Annotated in this window: 16 protein-coding genes; 7 read left to right on the top strand and 9 right to left on the bottom strand. The window is 40.4% G+C overall.

The genetic code is table 11. The features are described 5' to 3' along the window. Window positions 1-150: 150 nt before the first annotated feature. Window positions 151-444, bottom strand: a complete 294-nt coding sequence (gene fdxB, locus CA730_RS21595; protein ID WP_039200275.1) for a ferredoxin III, nif-specific — start codon at window positions 442-444, stop codon at window positions 151-153. A gap of 901 nt (window positions 445-1,345) precedes the next feature. On the opposite strand from fdxB, the gene CA730_RS21590 reads away from it, so the two are divergent. After that, the gene (locus CA730_RS21590) at window positions 1,346-2,932 is read left to right on the top strand and encodes a helix-turn-helix domain-containing protein (protein WP_096670436.1); all 1,587 of its coding nucleotides are present in this window, start codon (window positions 1,346-1,348) and stop codon (window positions 2,930-2,932) included. A gap of 187 nt (window positions 2,933-3,119) precedes the next feature. Further along, the gene (locus CA730_RS21585; RefSeq protein ID WP_096670434.1) at window positions 3,120-3,848 is read left to right on the top strand and encodes a hypothetical protein; all 729 of its coding nucleotides are present in this window, start codon (window positions 3,120-3,122) and stop codon (window positions 3,846-3,848) included. Between the two features lie 94 nt (window positions 3,849-3,942). Here CA730_RS21585 and CA730_RS21580 read toward each other — a convergent pair whose 3' ends face one another. The 3 genes from CA730_RS21580 to CA730_RS21570 form a co-directional block, all read right to left on the bottom strand. Next, window positions 3,943-5,256, bottom strand: coding sequence for an ABC transporter substrate-binding protein (locus CA730_RS21580; protein ID WP_096670432.1), 1,314 nt, complete (start codon window positions 5,254-5,256; stop codon window positions 3,943-3,945). Window positions 5,257-5,360: 104 nt separating this feature from the next. Next, window positions 5,361-6,113, bottom strand: a complete 753-nt coding sequence (locus CA730_RS21575) for an MBL fold metallo-hydrolase (RefSeq protein ID WP_096670430.1) — start codon at window positions 6,111-6,113, stop codon at window positions 5,361-5,363. A 308-nt stretch (window positions 6,114-6,421) separates the two neighbouring features. Beyond that, window positions 6,422-7,192 carry a circadian clock KaiB family protein gene (locus CA730_RS21570; protein WP_096670428.1) on the bottom strand — a complete coding sequence of 257 codons (771 nt, stop codon included), beginning with the start codon at window positions 7,190-7,192 and terminating at the stop codon, window positions 6,422-6,424. 788 nt (window positions 7,193-7,980) lie between these two features. Between CA730_RS21570 and CA730_RS21565 the strand changes: the two genes are divergently transcribed. Next, a complete protein-coding gene (locus CA730_RS21565; protein ID WP_096670426.1) occupies window positions 7,981-8,355 on the top strand; it encodes a hypothetical protein in 375 nt (124 codons plus the stop codon). A gap of 202 nt (window positions 8,356-8,557) precedes the next feature. Here CA730_RS21565 and opcA read toward each other — a convergent pair whose 3' ends face one another. The 3 genes from opcA to fbp all read right to left on the bottom strand — a co-directional run bounded on the left by opcA (window position 8,558) and on the right by fbp (window position 12,984). Continuing rightward, window positions 8,558-9,931 carry a glucose-6-phosphate dehydrogenase assembly protein OpcA gene (gene opcA / locus CA730_RS21560; RefSeq protein WP_096670424.1) on the bottom strand — a complete coding sequence of 458 codons (1,374 nt, stop codon included), beginning with the start codon at window positions 9,929-9,931 and terminating at the stop codon, window positions 8,558-8,560. A 112-nt stretch (window positions 9,932-10,043) separates the two neighbouring features. Next, window positions 10,044-11,573: a glucose-6-phosphate dehydrogenase gene (zwf, locus tag CA730_RS21555; RefSeq protein WP_096670422.1), complete on the bottom strand. Its 1,530-nt coding sequence runs from the start codon at window positions 11,571-11,573 to the stop codon at window positions 10,044-10,046. Window positions 11,574-11,946: 373 nt separating this feature from the next. After that, complete coding sequence (gene fbp, locus CA730_RS21550) at window positions 11,947-12,984, bottom strand: class 1 fructose-bisphosphatase (RefSeq protein WP_096670420.1); 1,038 nt, start codon at window positions 12,982-12,984, stop codon at window positions 11,947-11,949. A gap of 418 nt (window positions 12,985-13,402) precedes the next feature. Between fbp and cruG the strand changes: the two genes are divergently transcribed. Both cruG and ndhO read left to right on the top strand, forming a co-directional pair. Beyond that, window positions 13,403-14,581: a 2'-O-glycosyltransferase CruG gene (cruG, locus tag CA730_RS21545; RefSeq protein ID WP_096670418.1), complete on the top strand. Its 1,179-nt coding sequence runs from the start codon at window positions 13,403-13,405 to the stop codon at window positions 14,579-14,581. A 41-nt stretch (window positions 14,582-14,622) separates the two neighbouring features. Then, the gene (gene ndhO / locus CA730_RS21540) at window positions 14,623-14,838 is read left to right on the top strand and encodes an NAD(P)H-quinone oxidoreductase subunit O (protein WP_027401856.1); all 216 of its coding nucleotides are present in this window, start codon (window positions 14,623-14,625) and stop codon (window positions 14,836-14,838) included. Window positions 14,839-15,177: 339 nt separating this feature from the next. Here the strand turns inward: ndhO and CA730_RS21530 are convergent, their stop codons facing one another. Further along, a complete protein-coding gene (locus CA730_RS21530) occupies window positions 15,178-15,528 on the bottom strand; it encodes a translation initiation factor (protein WP_096670414.1) in 351 nt (116 codons plus the stop codon). 11 nt (window positions 15,529-15,539) lie between these two features. Beyond that, entirely contained in the window at window positions 15,540-16,025 is a 486-nt protein-coding gene (locus CA730_RS21525) for a hypothetical protein (protein ID WP_096670412.1), read from the bottom strand. 403 nt (window positions 16,026-16,428) lie between these two features. Here CA730_RS21525 and CA730_RS21520 point away from each other — a divergent pair, with 403 nt between their 5' ends. Together CA730_RS21520 and CA730_RS21515 are read left to right on the top strand one after the other, a co-directional pair. Then, window positions 16,429-17,085, top strand: a complete 657-nt coding sequence (locus CA730_RS21520) for a hypothetical protein (protein WP_096670410.1) — start codon at window positions 16,429-16,431, stop codon at window positions 17,083-17,085. A gap of 48 nt (window positions 17,086-17,133) precedes the next feature. Then, window positions 17,134-19,059 carry a P-loop NTPase fold protein gene (locus CA730_RS21515; RefSeq protein ID WP_096670408.1) on the top strand — a complete coding sequence of 642 codons (1,926 nt, stop codon included), beginning with the start codon at window positions 17,134-17,136 and terminating at the stop codon, window positions 19,057-19,059.

The following is a 19,059-nucleotide window of genomic DNA, read 5'->3' as shown; positions in this document are numbered from 1 at the left end:
GCAAATTACGATTTACGTTTCTGTTTACTGCAAACCTTTTAACCAACTACGGTAAATATTAAGATTCCCCTCTAATTACCTTGCCTATAAACTTAACCAAAATAACCAATGTTTTGCAGGACATTACACCGTTAAACATTACCAAAGATGTTATTTGTCTAATGTTACATGACTATAACAATTCTTAGAACAAATTCGAGAACAAGCTTCACACCCAATACAGTTTTCTGGGTTAGTAACAACCATTACTTTCCGTTCTACTTCTTCCTCATCTTCATCTTCTACAAATTCACCTTCTTCGTTTAAAGGCATTAAGCCCAAAACTTTATGACCACAAACTTTCATACATCTGCCACAACCGATACATTTCTCTTTATCTATTTCTTGGGCAAATTTAGGAGTCCAAGCAGTACCTCCAAAGGTCAATCCTGTTAATGTAGCCATGAATAAAACCTCAGCAATTTTAGCTAGATGTTAGTTAATCCTTTAATCTTCATACTAGCCTGATATTTCATTTTTTCAATCACAAAAGTTAACTTTTTTATCAAATTTTGATGACTTGCTAAATAATATTATTTATTTTTGCTTATTTTAAACTATTAAATGATATTACTTATTGATAAATTTATCTAGTGTGCTTGGATAAAAAGCTGATTAATCAAAGGTTTCCAGAATTTTGTTTAAAGTTATTTTCTCAATAAATATCAATTAATGCGTCTAAAAATACCCCATTCAATAAGAATAATAATCAATTAGCGCCCATTATTATTAGCTTCATTAACCTCCTATTTGCAAATATTTTCTAATTAGATAAAAATATTCTACTAACAGTATTAGTAAATACAAACTTAAAAAAATTATTTCCTCTATTTTTGAACTATTTTCTTCACATCCTAAATCACGTAGGTTGGGTTGACAAAGGAAACCCAACATTTTCGCCACCTTGTTGAGTTTTGTTCCATTACTCCGTAAGGCTGACGCGAACAATCCAACCTAGGGCTATAAGATGTTCTTCAAAAACATTTTACATATTTTATATAGCCCAAAATAAACATTATGACAGTAAATATCCAGGTAAATATTAAGAAATTCTGCCAAGCTCATACTGAACAATCTTATTGAAATCTTTATGAAAAGTATAGTTAATGAAGAAGCAATGAAGCCCAACTTTGCAAAATATAAATAGCTACAAAATCTGGCTTCATTCACCCTATGAGTAATTAATCAGGCGAGAAACATATCTTCTCGTTATAGAGGTAATTTGGTAGCGAGTTATGAATCAAAAGGACACATTAAGGGGAGACTTGAGCCAAACATCTCAACGATTAAAGTAGGAACACTTCCTATGCCGCATATAATTCCTAACCACAGTTGCGTGGGATGTGACAACTGCCGACCCCTATGTCCTACGGGTGCAATTAAAATCGAAGATGATGAATATTGGGTTGATCCTGCCCTTTGTAATAATTGTGATGGCTATTATTCACAACCACAATGTGTAATTGCCTGTCCCACAAATGCGCCTATCCCTGTACACGCCAAAAAAGGGAGATGTAAAATTGAACCACGAGATGCTACCAGTCCCGATCTATTTTCTAATGGTAAGAATAACCCCTTTGCCTCAGCCATTGTTATCTGGGAAGCTTGTAATTTATTAGCACAACGAACATCTTTACAATGGGAAAAAGATGAGGATGGTAATTTACATTACAGCCGCTTAGTTAATCAAGGACGAGGAAAAATTTCCTTTCATCTTCAAGACCTATTTCCAGTTAACAACCGTGCTAATAATTCACAAACAATTGATTATTTAGACATCCGTGCTGCTTGTATCCATCTTATTTTCGCTGCTCAAATTACAGCCTTAGATCAACCTTGGGAAGAAGAATTTACCATTGATGAACGACAAATTGAACAGTATTTGGGCTTAGAAAAACGTAAAGACCTCAGCAAAAGTGCCAAACTCGGTTTAATTAAAAATATCGTCTCTCAGACTTGTTCTCTCATGGTTTCTATTGACTGGCCACAACAAGGTAGAGTTCCCAGTTTTTCCATTAAAGATAGTTATTTATGGAATTTGACAGATACCCAACACCATTTTCAAGAAGATGATCAAGGTTGTAAATATTTAGTGGGACTGACATTTACAATTAAAGCTGGAATTTGGACTAAACATTTCTTCAACAGACAAGGATGCAAAGAACGAACCACATTTTATCAATATGGCAGTCTTCCCAAAACTCTACTCACCACAGTTATGAGTCTGTGGCAACAACACGAAGGTGCTGTTAGACTTATGCTTTGGTTATTATTTAAAACAAAAATGGGTAGAGAACAACGCATCACTATTCCTACCTTGCTGCGCGTTGCTTATGGCGAGGAAAAAGTGACCCAAGCTTCCAGACACAGGGAAGAACGGAAACGCCTACTTAAAGCCTATGAAAATGATTTAGAAGTTCTCAATCATTATGGAATCAAACCATTATTTGATCCTGTTACCTATCCCCCAGAAATTCAGCCTTTGTGGGCAAAATTAGTAGATATACCGGAAGATCCAGAGGAAGCGTTAGAATTTTGGATTAATGATGGTAGTGGTGAAAATCGCCTCACAGACAGCGGACCACGTGGTAAATGGAATTTACTTCTGAATGCACGCATTTTATCTTTTGAACTCCCGACCGATTGGGAAAATCGTTCAGAATCAGATAAAAAACAACGTCGCCCCACTAAAACAAAAAGCAATCATCAACAAACAGGTAATTTGCTAGGGGAAGAGGTGATAGAAGGACGTAAAAAAATGAACCTCTCCCAAAGGGAACTAGCCAAGTTGATGGAAAAAAGCCAAAGCTGGATTCGTGATGTGGAAAAAGGGCGCTTAAAAGCTAAACTAGACGATCAAATGCTCTTGAGACAATTGCTAGATATTTCATAAGGTACAACAGGAGTCAGGAGGAAAATTCTCTTGGCTTTTGATGTAAATTTTTTACGCAGCTTAGTTAATTAAACAAAATCAAGATCCGAATTTTGATTTTTGGTGTTAAATGGTGAGTATTAACGAAATTTGTTAACTTGAGATGATATCTAGATAGGTATCAATCTTAATTTATTGAGGAGTGAACATGAGTAATATTATTTTTCGTAAAACTTGTTTAGCCTTACCAAGTCTTGCAGCTTTGGTAGTTTTAGGTAGCGGACTTTCCGTAAATGCTCAGACAGTCGAACCAGCAACAATTGTTCTTCCCACCAACCAAACATCAATATCCACCGTTGCTACAGAAGAAATAGCCAGTCGGACAATCACACCCGTACCAGGAACTGTAGAAACTTCATCAGTTATGCTCAATTCTGGTTCTACACAAGCTACCGAAAAAACAGAACCATCCAATCAAATAGCACAAAGTCCGATTGGCATAGGTAGAGCCACTCGTGGTGGTAGTAGCTATATTGGTGTTGGTCTCAATGTTGGTGCATCTGGTAGCTTTTCAGCTTTGAGTGATGGTAATTTCACTGTTATCAGTAAAATTGGTCTGACCAAAACCTTATCAGTTAGACCATCAGTAATATTAGGAACAGATACAACATTTCTTGCTCCTATTACTTACGACTTTGCTTTTAAATCACCAGATCCATTTACAGAACCCTTACCCATAGCTCCTTATATTGGACTAGGTGCAGCTATTCAAACAGGTGATAAGTCTAACACTGAAGCTGCTTTGCTAGTCACTGGTGGTATGGACGTACCTCTCAATAGCAGATTAACCGCCACAGCCGCCGTCAACGCTGGATTTTTTGATAAGACTGATGTGGGAATTTTATTAGGAGTCGGTTATAACTTTACTGGTTTTTAGAAGCCAGGAGTATGGCTAACGCCACGCTACGCTATCAGGAGTCAAGAAGGAAGAAGAAGGAAATTTCTCCCCTGCTCCTTGCTCCCTGCTTCCCCTACTTAGGACTCACCTTATCAATCACCTTGATTTTGCCATCATCGCCCACAGTCCAGACATCATAAGTACCAATGACATCACCATTAGCATCAACATCTACATCACCGCTTGCGCCTTGATAATTAATCTGTTTTCCTGCTTTAAGTAGCTTCAATCCTTCACAAACATCGCTAACTGGTGTACCACTACCAGCAGAAACTTCCCGAATGTTACTAGAAATACCAACCCCTGTATTGTCCTTAGCAGCTTGGGCGGCTAATACCAACAATGCCGCAGCGTCCCAAGATTGAGGTGCGTATTCTCCAGGTGAACCGCCTTTTTTCTCTTGCCAAAGTTTATTAAAGTTTTCCAAACCCGGACCACTAGAACCAGGAACTGTCCCAATAGCCCCCGATAAAATATACTTGCCGTCACTACCTTTGCCAACTTGGTCAGGGAAAGTAGAAGATTTTACGCCGTCCGTGAGTAAAATTTGTACGCCTTTCGTGACACCTTGTTGATAAGCAGCTTTGAGAAATAAACTCCCTGTTTCCGCATATAATACGCCTAAAACCGCATCTGGTTTCCCAGCAAAAGCCGCAGTTGCTTCTGTATCAAAGGTTTGGGCTTTAGGATCGTAGCGCACAGGCTTATCTTTATTAACTACTGTTCCGCCTAATTTTTCAAAAGTTTCTACAAATGCTTTTTCAAAACCCACGCCATAGTCATTGTTAATAACTACTGTGGAAACTCTTTTAAAACCTTTTTTCTTAGCAAGTTGGGCTAAAGCTAATGCTTGGTAAGTATCAGGAGGCGCAGTCCGCGCCCAAAAGCCTTGAAAGTCACCTTTTTTAGCTTTGTCGGTAAATACCGGGCTGGTGCTACCAGGAGAAATCAGCATGACTTTATTGGGTACAGCCACAGAAACCGCCGCAGTGGAAACGCTACTAGCAAAAGAACCGACTACACCAGCTACCTTATCTAAGGTTGCTAATTTGGTCATTCCCGCAGCACCGGCTTTAGGATCTGTTTGGTCGTCTACTTGTACTAAAGTGACTTTTTCACCGTTAACACCCCCACAAGCGTTAACTGTGTCTACTAATAAGGGAACTGAACCAACCATTTGTTGTCCAATGGAAGCTAAGTCACCTGTTGTGGGTAATAAACTACCAATTTTCAATCCTTTAGTATCACTGGTTGTATTAGTAGCGCTTGGGGAAGTGGTACTACTTTCAGTAGATGATGGGGGATTGGGATTTTCGCAAGCGGCTAACAAGAAACCACTGGCTAAGGTTGCTATACTCAAGGCTAGGGAAACACGAATTTTTGCCATAGTTAATCACACAGATATTCAGAAAACTTGATGTAGATATATTTACATCAAGCCCTTAAATCGCAGATTATAACATCCTCAAACTATCATTGATTTTAAATTATTCAAACTATGACTTCTTCACCGGGTTTAGGCGCAATTACCTGGGTTGTTAAATTGTTTTTCTCTAGCAATGTGCGAAATTCTGCCACAGTTCCCTTTTCTTGCAGGAATTTTACCAATAGTCCCTCAAACAAAATATCCCCTCCGGCTGCGGTAGGGAAGATAAATTGAGGTTTTACGGATTTTGCTACTTCTAGGGCGCTATTCATTCCTTTAATAATCGGACCGAGTAAGGATAAGCTCAAATCAATGATTGGAGTGATTACTACGTCAATGGGTGCTATTTCTTTGAGTTGAGGGGAATGATAGCCATGAGGTTCATAATACAGTGTGGAATTATTTGCTAAATCTTTGAGCAGATAGCCGTTTTCTAATAGGGTGGGTCCAATGGGAGAACCAGGAAAAGCTTTGATTTCTACTTGTTGATTTAAGGTAAAGGTTTCGCCATGATTGAGGCTAATTATTTGTTGATAACCCAGTTGTCTGACAACTTTGGCAGCATTGGGGGAAGCGACAACTGGAATATTTTTGTTAAGCTGCTTTAGGGTGGGTGGGTGTGCATGATCTTCTAAACCTTGAGAAAGCAAAATTAAGTTTATATTATCTGGTATTGACTGATCCTGAGAACGAGACCCTTTAAATAACCAGTCTAAATTATTAAAGGTTAAATCACCAATTAACCAAGGGTCAATTAGTATCCGCTGTTCACCAATTTCAATTAACCAACTATTACTATCTAACCAAGTAAGGTTCATAATCACAGAAATTCCTTATTTTTAATATTAAATAGGACTTACGCACGCTCACTAATTTACCATGATATGAATGAAGGAAATTGCGTCGTTTTCGGCTTTGGGAATAACTTATTGAGTAGGGTGCGTCAGATAGAGGGAATCTGTTTTTTTGTCAAAATATCGTGTCTGACGCACCCTACAAGGGATAAAATTTACGCCACATATTTGGGGAATCTTGTCAATGCGTAAATCCTATTAAAGATCAAACTTCGTAAATAGCGATAAATTATAACTTTTTTTGAGTCTATACATTCTTTGTCACCAGTTGTCTATTGTCCTGCTAACATTTGTAATAATTTATCCATGTTATCTAAGTTACCAACCATCCGCCGAATTGGATGAGGCCAAACCTTAACTAAAGTAGGAGTAGCGGAAACTTGATCTATTTCTGCCTGTTCTGGATTTGTGAGGACATCAATAACTTTGAGAGTATAAGGATATCCTAGCGATCGCTCTAAGGATTCGTGCAAGTTCTGTAAAATTTTTTCTGTAGTCGCACTATGACCAGCAACAAACAAGCGCAAAACAAAGCCTGGAGGTCCTTGAATATTTTGTACCACTGGTTGTCTATTGACAACTGGTGGCTGGTATTGCGAGGGAGAATCAGCAAAATCTAAACGCACAATTAAATCATGATCTTGCCAAAGCTGAGGAAATGTCGAGCGATAAGTTGATAAGACCAAGCGATCGCACAACCCATCCTGCCAAGGTGCTGATTGCCACACCAACTCCCCAGTCCCAAAAATCGCATTCAATACAGGCTGATGCCTCATCACCGCCGCATAAGCTTCCGCAAAAATTTGCACTTGTTGCGTCCGAGGATTTAACCAGTGATCAATAGTTGCAGTATAACAAGGCACCAAAAAATGTGGCGGCTCCGGTAAATCAAGAATTTCCTGCAAAGCTGCACATAAATTTAAATGCCATCGTCCTTGCTTACTAGGGTCAATACAATAAATCAAATCCCCTCCAGGAGTAAACAAGGCAATACCCTTGAACAACTGGGGTTTAGAAAGTTTGTCTAGATTCAACTTAGTCATTAGTCAGTTGTCAATTGTTAATTGTCAATTAAACACGACCTCGGAGAGATTGCGCCAATCGTAATAATATGTTTAGCCATTTCTCGATTGATAGTTCATTTCTAAATTTGCCACCGGAGGCTGTACTTTTACTTTTGGTAAAGGTGGCGGCATTCTAAATGGTTGTGATTCTGTCATATATCTTCAACTTTGTTAAGTAGTAATTGGTTATTCGTCAGTTGTTAGTTGTCAGTAGAAAATATTTTCCCTCTGCCCCTTGCCCCTGCCTCTGTTATGCAGTTTTTTTCGGCGATTATTCACCAATATACATATTTTTTAACACATACTGATTATCCTTGATCTTCCGTAATATTTACGTAATGTATTAGTAACTAATAATATCAAATAATTCAGGGTAGAGAGACGGGTAAAAGCGAAGAAAATTCAGAATTACCAACTACCTACAGGCTATTTTTTATCACCTCTTGATAAATTATGAGAAATAAGATCGTTTTCTATAAGAAATGTTAAGCATCTGGGCAATCTGATTGCGGGGATCAAGATCCGCTTCTCATCTACCGTTAGTCCATATCTCTCAAGGCATACATCAAAACTCCCTCCCCTACCTGTGGGTATATGTGAATTCTCATTCATAAGCAGAAAAAATCAACTGTAAACTTTAGTAAAGAAATGCTCATTTTGGAGCTAAGGTTTTATATACTAAGTTTCACTGAAACAAAATCAGTTAATTCGCTTTCGAGTGATAAAAAACTGAAATTTAAACTTGCTGTGTATTAGGAGGAAAAGTCATGGTTTCGGCTCAAAGCTCTAATCTAGTTCGAACCCACTCCTTGTTAATGATGAGAAGCTTTTTAATCTGGACATTTACGTTGGCAGTGTGCTTGTTAGTTGTTGGTTTTCCATTGGTTGTATTAATGGCTACTGTCGGTTGCTTGTTATCCATTGTTTTGCAATCCGTGATGCCTGCTAGTGCAGTGTTGATTGTGTCCGGTGGTTTAGTAACGTTTAATGTCATGGCAGTATTAATTGCTGCTGGGGTGCTAACAGCTAAAGGTATTCATCCTAAGCAAATAAAATGGTTAAATTGGTTACATGATGAAGCTGAAAAAACCCAAACCACTGTTTATGCAGCTTGTCCTTTAACTTGTGAAATCAACCAATAATTATCATTAGCTAACACTTGACAAACAGTACATCTGCCCGGTTCAGCCGGGTTTTTTAATGTTGAAAATAGGGAACAGGAAAGAAGCAGGGGGCAGGGGACAGAGGGCAGGGGGAAAATATTTTCCACTGACGACTGACAACTGACGACTGACAACTAACCCATTACCCATTACCCATTACCCATTACCCATTACCCATTAACTATTTGCCTAACTTAATAGTGTTACCAATTGCAATTAGACTGTCCTCAAACAAAGCTTCACGTCCCCAGCGTTGCACCTGTTGACTCAACAAAGCCTCTGCCTTTTGTTCCGAAAGAGAAGTAACCTGTTGGAACAAACCAGACGACTGAGCGCCACCATGAGTTTCCATTCGCATACAGCCGCCAGTTTCTGAGCAAATCACCGTTCCACAATTAGCTTGAATATTAGTAGAACTCAACCGCAAACCAATTAAATCGCCGACAATTTCCCCAATATCAGCAATGGGAACACCTGCTAACTCAACTTCTATGTGTTTTTGGTCTTGAGACAGGAATTGAATAGAAGTGATGTCATAATCACCATTTTCCTGTTTATAGGAAACTGGTTGCCATTCTAAGCGATTAGCTAACCAACCCAAATACAACAGTGCTTGAGCAGCATTACCTTTTTCGTAATCAATATTGACACGATCAATTTCTCTAAGAGCAGCCCGACGATTAGGCGCATCATAAGCTTGTGCTGTCAACTCCTGCCACGCAGATAACCGCCGCCAATTCAAATCAGCCAAAGGTACACCAGATTCTACTAACTTTTGCAAGCTGAGTAAATCATCTTCTGGTGTATTAAAGTTGCAAGAATCAACAATGACATTATTGCAAACTGCGGCTAATCGTTTAAACAAAGGGTTGGCAGCATCCGGTGTCGCTTTCCACCAGAGGAACTTAGGTAAACCACCAATCAATAAAGCGGGAATCATGCCCCCAATGCGTTCTAACGCTGCAGCAGTACCAGTGAGTGTAATATATTCACAGCAAACAAGAGTGCTAGAAGACTGCTTTTGAATTGGGCAATAGGCAGAAACTTGAGCCTTTACCCCTTCATCATCCCCAGCAATAGGACATAAAGCAATGATTCGGCAGGGGTTACGGATAGCAATTTCGTCAGCAATGGTGGGACTTGTAGGACTGAAAGTATAGCCCATAGCGGCACCATGACTATCTCCATTTGGTCCGGTGTGCTGCTTTTGGAAATATTCTTGCCGCAAAGCAGTCAGAGTTTCTGGTGTTGCACTACCAGTTTCTGGAAGATGATGCTTTTTCTGTAATTCCTGCAATGCTGTTTTTGTTTGCGGTCCCAAAATGCCATCAATAGGACCCGTATAAAAACCTGTTGCAGTTAACAAATACTGGGTTTCTTCAGGTTCGTAAACCACCAAAGTGAATGTTGTGGCGCGGGTAGCAGCGGGTAAACCACCGTCTTCTCCCTGAATACCGTAACTTTGCCAAACTTTAGTCAGTTCTGCTTCAATTTCGGTGAGGGAAACATCCTTGGGCGCTTGTAAAGAATAAATTGTTGGTGCTTGGGAAATCATATTTGTCAGTTGTCAGTTGTTCTTTGTCAGTTGTTCTTTGCCAGTTGCCAGTTGTCAGTTGCCAGTTGTCAGTTATTTTGCTACTGACCAATGACCAATGACTAATGACTAATTAAAGTCTGCGCCAGCGGCGACCATCTTGGTTAATTAATAATTCTGCCTCTTCTGGTTCCCAAGTTCCGGCTTCATACTGAGGAACGGTTGCTGGATCTGCGGGTAAATCCCATACAGATAGGGCTGGTGTAACTACTTGCCAAGCTGCTTCTACTTCGTCTGCTCTTGTGAATAGAGTTTGGTCGCCCATCATACAATCAAGGAAGAGGCGGTCATAGGCATCGGAAGTGGCTGTAATCCCAAAAGAACCATAGCTGAAATCCATATCTACGGAACGAGTACGGAAATCACCACCGGGCATTTTTACATCAAAGCGGAGGGAAATACCTTCATTGGGTTGTATCCGCATGGTCAAAACATTGGGGTTGGCTTGCTGGGATGCGGAGGGGAACATTCTGGAGGGAACTTCGCGGAAGTGAATGGCAATTTCACTAACTTTTTTGGGCATCCGCTTGCCAGTTCTCAGGTAGAAAGGAACACCTTTCCAGCGCCAGTTATCTACCATAAATTTCATCGCCACATAGGTGGGGGTGGTAGATTCAGGATTAACTCCCGGTTCATTTCGATACCCTTCTACCTGTTGTCCTTTCATCCAGCCGGCACTGTACTGACCACGAATGGCTGATTTTGAGAGATTATGCACATCCGCTAATCGAGTAGCTCGTAGCACTTTGACTTTTTCTGTACGGATACTATCAGCATCCATAGCGTTGGGCGCTTCCATTGCTGTTAAACAATAAAGCTGCATGAGGTGGTTTTGCAACATATCCCGGAGTGCGCCGGCGGTTTCATAATAACCAGCCCGGTCTTCTACACCAACGGTTTCAGCTACGGTGATTTGGACATGATCTACAAATTGCCGATTCCACAAAGGTTCAAAAATGGCATTAGCAAAGCGGAAAACCAGCAAGTTTTGGACTGTTTCTTTACCTAAGTAGTGGTCAATGCGATAGACTTGGTTTTCTTTACAAAACTTTTGGACTACTTGGTTGAGGTTTTGGGCGGAAGCTAAATCACGTCCAAAGGGTTTTTCGATGACTAAACGATGTTTTTCAGGGTCGTCTAGCATTCCCCCTAGTCCTAGTTGTTTGATAGCTTCGGGGAAGAAGTTGGGGGCGACGGAAAGGTAGAACATCCGGTTTCCGCGTGTTCCCCGTTTTTCGTCTAGTTCTGCTAATAGGGTTTTGAGTTTTTGGTAGCCGGCTGGGTCGTCTATGTTCCCTGGGCAGTAGAATAAACCTTGGGAAAAGTCTTGCCAAAGTTCGCCTAGTTCTACATTAGCGTGGGCTTCTTCCATGCCTTTTTGCATCTGCTCACGGAAGTATTCATGACTCCATTCCCGACGGGCTACGCCTACAATAGTGGTTTCTGCGGGAATCCGTCTTTCTCTCCGCAATTTGTATAATGCTGGAACTAGTTTCCGCCAGGTTAAATCTCCAGACGCGCCAAAGATGACAATTATTTGTGGTTCGGGCATCCCTTGCTGCTGTAGACCGGCACGCAATGGATTTTCTAACAAACTGACCATAGGATTTTAGATTTTAGATTTTAGATTTGGGATTTGGGTTTGGGAAAGAGGCAAGAGGGAAGGGGCAAGAGGCAAGAGTAAATCTCACATTTCTTCATCTCCCCATTTCCTGATCATTCTCTATTTCCCCAATTCCCTCTACAGGTGAGAATAGCTTGACTTTGCCTTTTAAAGAGTTCATGAATGACACAGAAAAGACACGGAATGATTGTTGCAGGTATCTGGGGTAAAGAATCTAGAGTCCAGAATTTACAGTGATTCTCGTTCTTATGAAATGGAATAGATGGCGCAGCCCCTGCGCCCCTACGGGTTTTGTGATAAAAAACTGTATCTTAGAACAGGAAGTTTCATTGTTAATTAGTTGGGGTTTTGTCTAATTATCTGTTTTCAGAAAAGACATGACTTTGGCTACGTTTTCTTTACTACCAATAATTAATGGGGTGCGTTGGTGTAGTTTGGTGGGAACGACATCTAAAATATCCATTGTTCCTGTTGTTGCCACACCCCCAGCTTGTTCAATTAAAAATGCTAAAGGGGCGGTTTCATAAAGTAACCGTAATTTACCTTCTGGTTTTTGTAGTGTTCCTGGGTAGAGAAATACTCCACCTTGTAATAAAATTCTGTGAATATCGCTGACCATTGCACCACTGTAACGGGAACTATAGCCTTCCGTGCGATGAACATAACGGATATATTCTCTAAAAGGTTCTTCCCATTGCCAGAAGTTGCCGTCATTAACGCTATAAGTGGCGGCGTGATTGGGCATTTGGATATTTTCTTGACAGAGAATAAATTCACCCAGGCTAGGATCAAGGATGAAGGAATGTACTCCTGTACCTATTGTATAAACCAGCATGGTGCTGGGTCCATAAAGAATATATCCGGCTGCTAATTGTTTGCGACCATTGGTAAGTAAATCCTTGGCTTCACCATCTAAGTCTGCTCCTTCTTGCTGACGAATGGCAAAGATAGAACCTAAACTGAGATTGTTATCTGTGTTGGATGAGCCGTCAATGGGGTCATAAAGTAGAGTATAACGACCGATGGGGCAGTTTTCGGGGATATAGTAGGGTTTATCCATTTCTTCGGAAGCCAGACGACAGACTAGGCCGCTTTGGTTGAAGACGGAAATAAATACTTCGTTGGCGTAAACATCCATTTTTTTGACGGATTCTCCTTGGACGTTGACTTCTCCAGTGAATCCAAGAACTCCTTCCATTAAACCAGCACGACTCAAGCGACGGGCAACTAATTTACCCGCTAAAGCGATGCGGTTCATGAGCGCACTTAAATCCTGGGCATCGGGTCCAAAACTCTGTAGTTGTTGGAGGATGTGGCGGGATAATGTTGTACAATCACGATCTAAAGCTTTATCTGTGGATAAGTCCAAAGATTCTGATCCTTGAGTCATATTAGTTTCTTCCTAGCAGTTTGCTATGAGGTCGTGTTTATTTATGGCGATTTTCTATCGCTGTCTCTATCTTAGAAAGGGAATTTCATAACTTAGACGTGATTTTAGATAAACTAAAGAATTGAAAGATTAAGTAGATGTGCTAATTGAGGATCGAGATCACATTGAGGTTGGGGAGAATCATCAAATCCATTAATTCAACGTGAGTTCGACGAAAATAATTTGACCTCTCCTCGCAACGGGGCTACGGTGTATACACAAGTTGGAAATTGCCTGTTGGTTGTCATAAAACCCCACCCCTAGCCCCTCCCCGCTCTTCGAGAGGGGAACTGGATTTTCAATAAATTGTTCACGTCAATTTGCCTAAATTGCGAGAAGATTTAAACTAGCTAGTTTATACAAAAAGTCAGGGTTAAAATTGCTAAATATTATTCCACTCCTATTGCTACTTGTCCAAGTACCGGCAACGGCGATTTTGCTTTCCCGTTTGCTGAAGGGTCCTAGACGTGATCCAGCTTTAATACCACAACAGCCGACACCGGAACTTTTAGGCAGTGTGAGTGTGGTTGTACCGACGTTAAATGAGGCGTTGCGGATTGGTCCGCTTTTGGCTGGTTTGAGTCGCCAAAGTTATGAAGTTCGGGAAGTTATTGTGGTTGATAGTCGCTCTCAAGATGGTACTCCCGATTTGGTAAAAGCGGCAGCAGCGACTGACCCACGCTTTCGGGTGATGACGGATGATCCTTTACCTTCTGGGTGGGTGGGTCGTCCTTGGGCGTTGCATAATGGTTTTTTGTTCAGTTCTGAGGGGAGTGAATGGTTTTTGGGTATGGATGCAGATATCCAACCTGATGCTGGTTTGGTGGCGAGTTTGGTGAAAACGGCGATCGCTCAAGGTTATGATTTGGTATCTTTATCACCACAGTTTATTCTCAAGTATCCGGGGGAATGCTGGTTACAACCGGCTTTGTTGATGACGTTGTTGTATAGATTTGATCCGACGGGGATTTATACTGAACAACCGGAACGGGTGATGGCTAATGGTCAGTGTTTTTTGTGTCGTCGGTCTGTGTTAAAGGCTGTGAATGGTTACAGCAGCGCGAAGGGTTCTTTTTGTGATGATGTGACTTTGGCACGGAATATTGCCGCTAAGGGCTTTAAGGTGGGCTTTTTGGATGGGGCGAAGGTGCTAAGGGTGAGGATGTATGAGGGGGCGTGGGAAACTTGGAATGAATGGGGACGCAGCTTAGATTTGAAGGATGCTGCTTCTCCTGCTCAGATTTGGGGGGATTTATGGGTATTGTCGGCGGTGCAGGGTTTACCTATTTTGATTTTACTCGGTTATTTATTGCTTCCTTCTTTGATTTTTACACTGCCGTTAATGCTGTTGTTAGGATTGAATATATTTTTGGTGGTGATTCGTTTTGCTTTATTACTCGCGATCGCTCCCTCCTATGATCGCAAAGATGCCACTGGTGGTGGGTTATTCTGGCTTTCTCCTTTGGCTGACCCTTTAGCGGTGCTACGCATCTTTTTATCTGCATTTCACACTCCCAAGCAATGGCGCGGGCGGAAATATGGGGATGATGTCGGCTAAAATTTTTAATAAAACCGTTTATTTTGGAATGAGGGGAACTTATGGCTATTAAAAAAGGCAATATGGTGCGGGCTATTCGGGAAAAGCTGGAAAATAGTCTAGAAGCTCAAGCTAGTGATTCCCGTTTACCTAGTTATTTGTTTGAAACCCAAGGGGAAATTGTGGATATCAAGGGTGATTATGCTTTGGTGAAGTTTGGACAAGTACCAACGCCCAATATTTGGTTAAAGTTGTCACAGTTGGAAGAGTTTGCTTAATTTTAGATGTCGGCGTTGCTGATTAAGGGTATGAATTTGAGTCTCACGCCAAGGCGCAAAGACGCACTGAGGGTTGAGTTTTACAGCAAATTGTCATCAAACCTGGAATAAGAACCCCACCCCCAACCCCCTCCCCGCAAGCGATGAGGGGGCTAGGATGTACCTTATATGATTGGAAATCGCTGTAAATGTTCAATTTGGGAATTTCATACCTCAATATGGCTACGCCACGCAGGCTATCAGCAACGCCGAAATAGATATCTCCAAAAAAGTAGAGATGTTCCATGGAACGTCTCTACAAGGGTTGTGGAAAACGCAGATTTAATTTTCACCAGATAGTTAATTTTCCTCGTCGGCGGGGTCACCATAAGGATCTTCACTGGCGTGACGAACATTACCAAAGTTACCTTGGTCGGCGGGGTCGCCGTATGGGTCTTCACTGGCGGGACGAACATTACCAAAGTTACCTTGGTCGGCGGGGTCGCCGTATGGGTCTTCACTGGCGGGACGAACATCACCAAAGTTACCTTGATTGGCGGGGTCGCCGTATGGGTCTTCACTGGCGGGACGAACATTACCAAAATTGGCTTCGTTGAGGTCATCACGAGGTGGACGGATTTCTTCTTGATCTCGTTTATCGCCTAACCCTACTAAAAAATCTTTCGCTTTTTGCAAAAAGTCGTTAACCATGATCTGTTTCCTTATTGTGTTGCTTCTGGTAATTGAGTGAGATCCCGACCTGTGGTGCGTCCGTTATAGCCTTGGAAGTCACTATACTTTTGCGCTTCTGATTCGGGAACACGAATACCATCTGGGGGAGGAGTTACCCAGTGAGCGCGGTTTTGCTCATCACGGTAATATACGCGCCCATTTTTGGAGAGATAATATTTGCCTTTTGCTCCTGTTCCTTGAGCGTTTTTTTGTTTGTTGTAGAGATAGTAAAGAGCGGCTGCTCCCCCTAAAAGTGCCACTTTCTGACCTGTGGATAATCCTTTTTTGGCTTCGGGTTGATTTACTAAAGAGCGATCGCTCATGTTTCTACCTGCTGTATCATCAACAGGTGGTGGTACTGATGCGTTTCGAGAACCACCGCCACAGCCTGTTAATAAAAGAACTGAGAGTAATGTAGACATCAGTATTGCTTGCACGCGTAAACCGAGTTTACGCTCTTTATATATAGTCTTCATTCTTATTCCTATTATTTACAACTCTTTAATCTCCGTACAGACACAAAGGCAGATTTGAGCTTTTGTTTTTTCGTACCTAGAAAAAGATGGGTATAGTATTTGTATGTAATCATGAACTATTTTTGTCGGTCTTCCATCTTGCTGCTGATATAAGCGACTCTAATTTCTTACCTCTGCGGAAATATGCAATTAGGGACTTCCTACTCAAAAAATATCCCAATCCTGAGTATAAATGTAGGGGTTTAGCTCATGCTTTACCCTTACCTGTTCAGGGTATTTGCAGCATAAGTCATAAATATTGATATTTGTCTTATTTACATCAAAAGAGTCAATATTATTTGATCTTTGTCCTAGTAACAAATAAAATACTTATAATATTTTTTAGTTAAGTAGGATACTGAATATGAACGCCCAAGCCCAAAATTTACAGACTTTATATGCTAAAACTCGCTTGCTGCTTGCGTTGTGGGATTTAGGAGCAAATGAACAGGAAGTGAAAAAAGGTTTGCTGACGAAGCGGATAGTGGCTAAGGGTCAGAAAATGGCGGACTATAAGGGGATTTTAGAGGATTTACAGGAACAGGGGGCTGTTACTGTTTCTAAGACTGGTTATACTCTCAAGTCACCAATCGGTTTAGATGTATTGGGTGCGGGTTTGCGTAGTGGTGAGTTTAAGTTTGAGGGAACTATTGTGGGGACTTGGGCGGCTAATGCCTTGTTGCGGTGGATAGGTCAAATTAATGTAGTTGCTGCGCCGGTTGCGTCTGGTGGTGCGGTGATTGGTTCTTATGAGGAGTTTAAGTCTGTCGCGTTGGCTGTTTATGACAAGTTGAATAAAGATTATAGCCTAGATGATTTAGTACCTATTTATCGGATTAGAAGAGAAATAGGTGAACAAGTTAGCCGTGAAAAATTCAATAAATGGCTAGTAGAAATGCAAGCTGATGACATTTTGCAGCTAATTGCCGGGGAAATACCAGATTTTACCTCTGATAAACGGGAAGATTCAATTTCTATACCTGGTACACAACTACGTTCTTATGCTAAACGCTTGAGTTAATCAAATTATCCCCGCAGTTTTTAGTTCCTCGCACCATACCAAATCACCATGACAAATACCCCTATTTCTCCCATAGAAGCCGTTAACGCCGCAATTAATAGTCACAATCCATTTATTAACGCTGGGATTGTTAAAGAACAAGATGTTTGGGGAAAAGGAGTCCCCGACGTACCCACATTAAATGCCCATGCTTCTAATCAAGTTTTTAAAGCCATTGAGTTTGTTCGCAAAAGTCAATCTAGTCAAGATAAAGTAACTTCAATTGCTATTACTGCACAGCAGGGAGTTGGTAAAACCCATCTTTTGAGTCGTATTCGTCATGAACTAGAAAAAGTGGGTTGTGCTTTATTTGTTTATGCAGGTGGTAATAACTATACAGACTTAAATTTTGTTAAGTACCAATTCCAGCAAACTTTAGCAGATAGTCTTAGTAAAACTGGTAGTCAAGAAGTCATGCAATGGCAAGAAATTGCCGCAGCTATGGCCAACGAAGGTAGAGAAAATCCTCCTACTCCAGCAGAGTTAGTCAAAAGATTTGACCACGCTTATAAAAGTAGTTTGGCTAAAAATAAAAACTTAATGAATGCTCTGCAAAAACAGATTATTAGAAATAAGTCTGATGCAGATCCTTATATTATTCGAGCTATTCTATGGACACTTTCAGAAACACAAGCCCCTTTTGCAATTAAATGGCTATCTGGTGAAGAATTAGCTCAATTAAATGCTGATGAATTGGGATTACCCAATCCTAGTAAAACTAATCAAGATAGAGAAGCTGAGGCTCTTAAAAATATTCAACAAATTTTGAATTTAGTTGGTTATTACAACTCGATTATTATTTGTTTTGATGAAATAGATGTTAAAAATAACTCCACTGAGGATGGGTTCCCAACAGAAAGTGTAATTGCTAATTTCGTGAAAATTCTCCATGATACTTTGGAAAATTCAGACCTTAGTCAAGGCGTGGTTATTCTGACAGTTATGTTACCGGAAACATGGAGAGATAAAGTAAACTCCATTCAAGGTGGTACGCCTGATAGAATTTCCAAATTTACACAACGAAAACCAATAGATTTAAAACCTGTTAGTGCTGATTACATGGTACAGTTAGCAACGGTGTGGTTACGAGAATATTATAGTTCAAAAAATTTAATTCCTCCACATATACTTTACCCATTTGAAGAAAGTCATCTGAGAGAATACGGTAAAAATAAACCAACTGTTAGAGAAGCTTTGCGGTGGTGTGCTGATAACTTTAAGGTTGAAGAAGAGAAACTTTCTGATGATCCATTTGAAAGGTTTGAATTAGCCTTTACAAGAGAAAGTGAAGCCAAGATTGAAGAATATATAGAAGATAGTTCTCTTATCGCTGAAGCTCTATATTTTGGCTTTAATACTTTAAAAGGACAGACGTTAGAAGGAGTCATGATTGAAGAACTTACAAATGATATCAAGCCCAAAGCACACAATAAAAATTTTATCAACTTCAAAATTATTGGCAATGAAAATGGTAAAGAAGTAAAAATCGGTGTAGCAGTTATCCAAGATTCTCAATCTACATTAAATGCGTGTTTAAAACGGTTAAATGACTATCATACTTTTGATTTAACCCGTGGTTGTTTAGTGCGTTCTCATTCCAAAATAAAACAAATGAAAAAAACAGCAGCAACATATAGTTTGCTGAATGAGTTGATTTTACACAAAGGGGGAGAAAATGTAGATTTAATAGAAGATCAAATTCGCCCACTTGTAGCCATATTAGCTATTTATCAAAAGCGACAAAATTATAAACTAACAGAAGAACAGATTTTTGACTTTATCTCTCAGAATAAGATTACATTTGATAATCTGTTATTAAGAGAAATTTTAAGTGATCCATCTGGTGAGATACCTGAAGTTGATGATGCTCCCGATTGGGGAGATGATGATGTTATTGATAATGATGATGGTGGTTTAGATGAGTTATTTGGTTAA

Source organism: Dolichospermum compactum NIES-806 (assembly GCF_002368115.1).
GTDB lineage: Bacteria > Cyanobacteriota > Cyanobacteriia > Cyanobacteriales > Nostocaceae > Dolichospermum > Dolichospermum compactum.
This window is presented reverse-complemented; position numbering and strand designations above follow the sequence as displayed.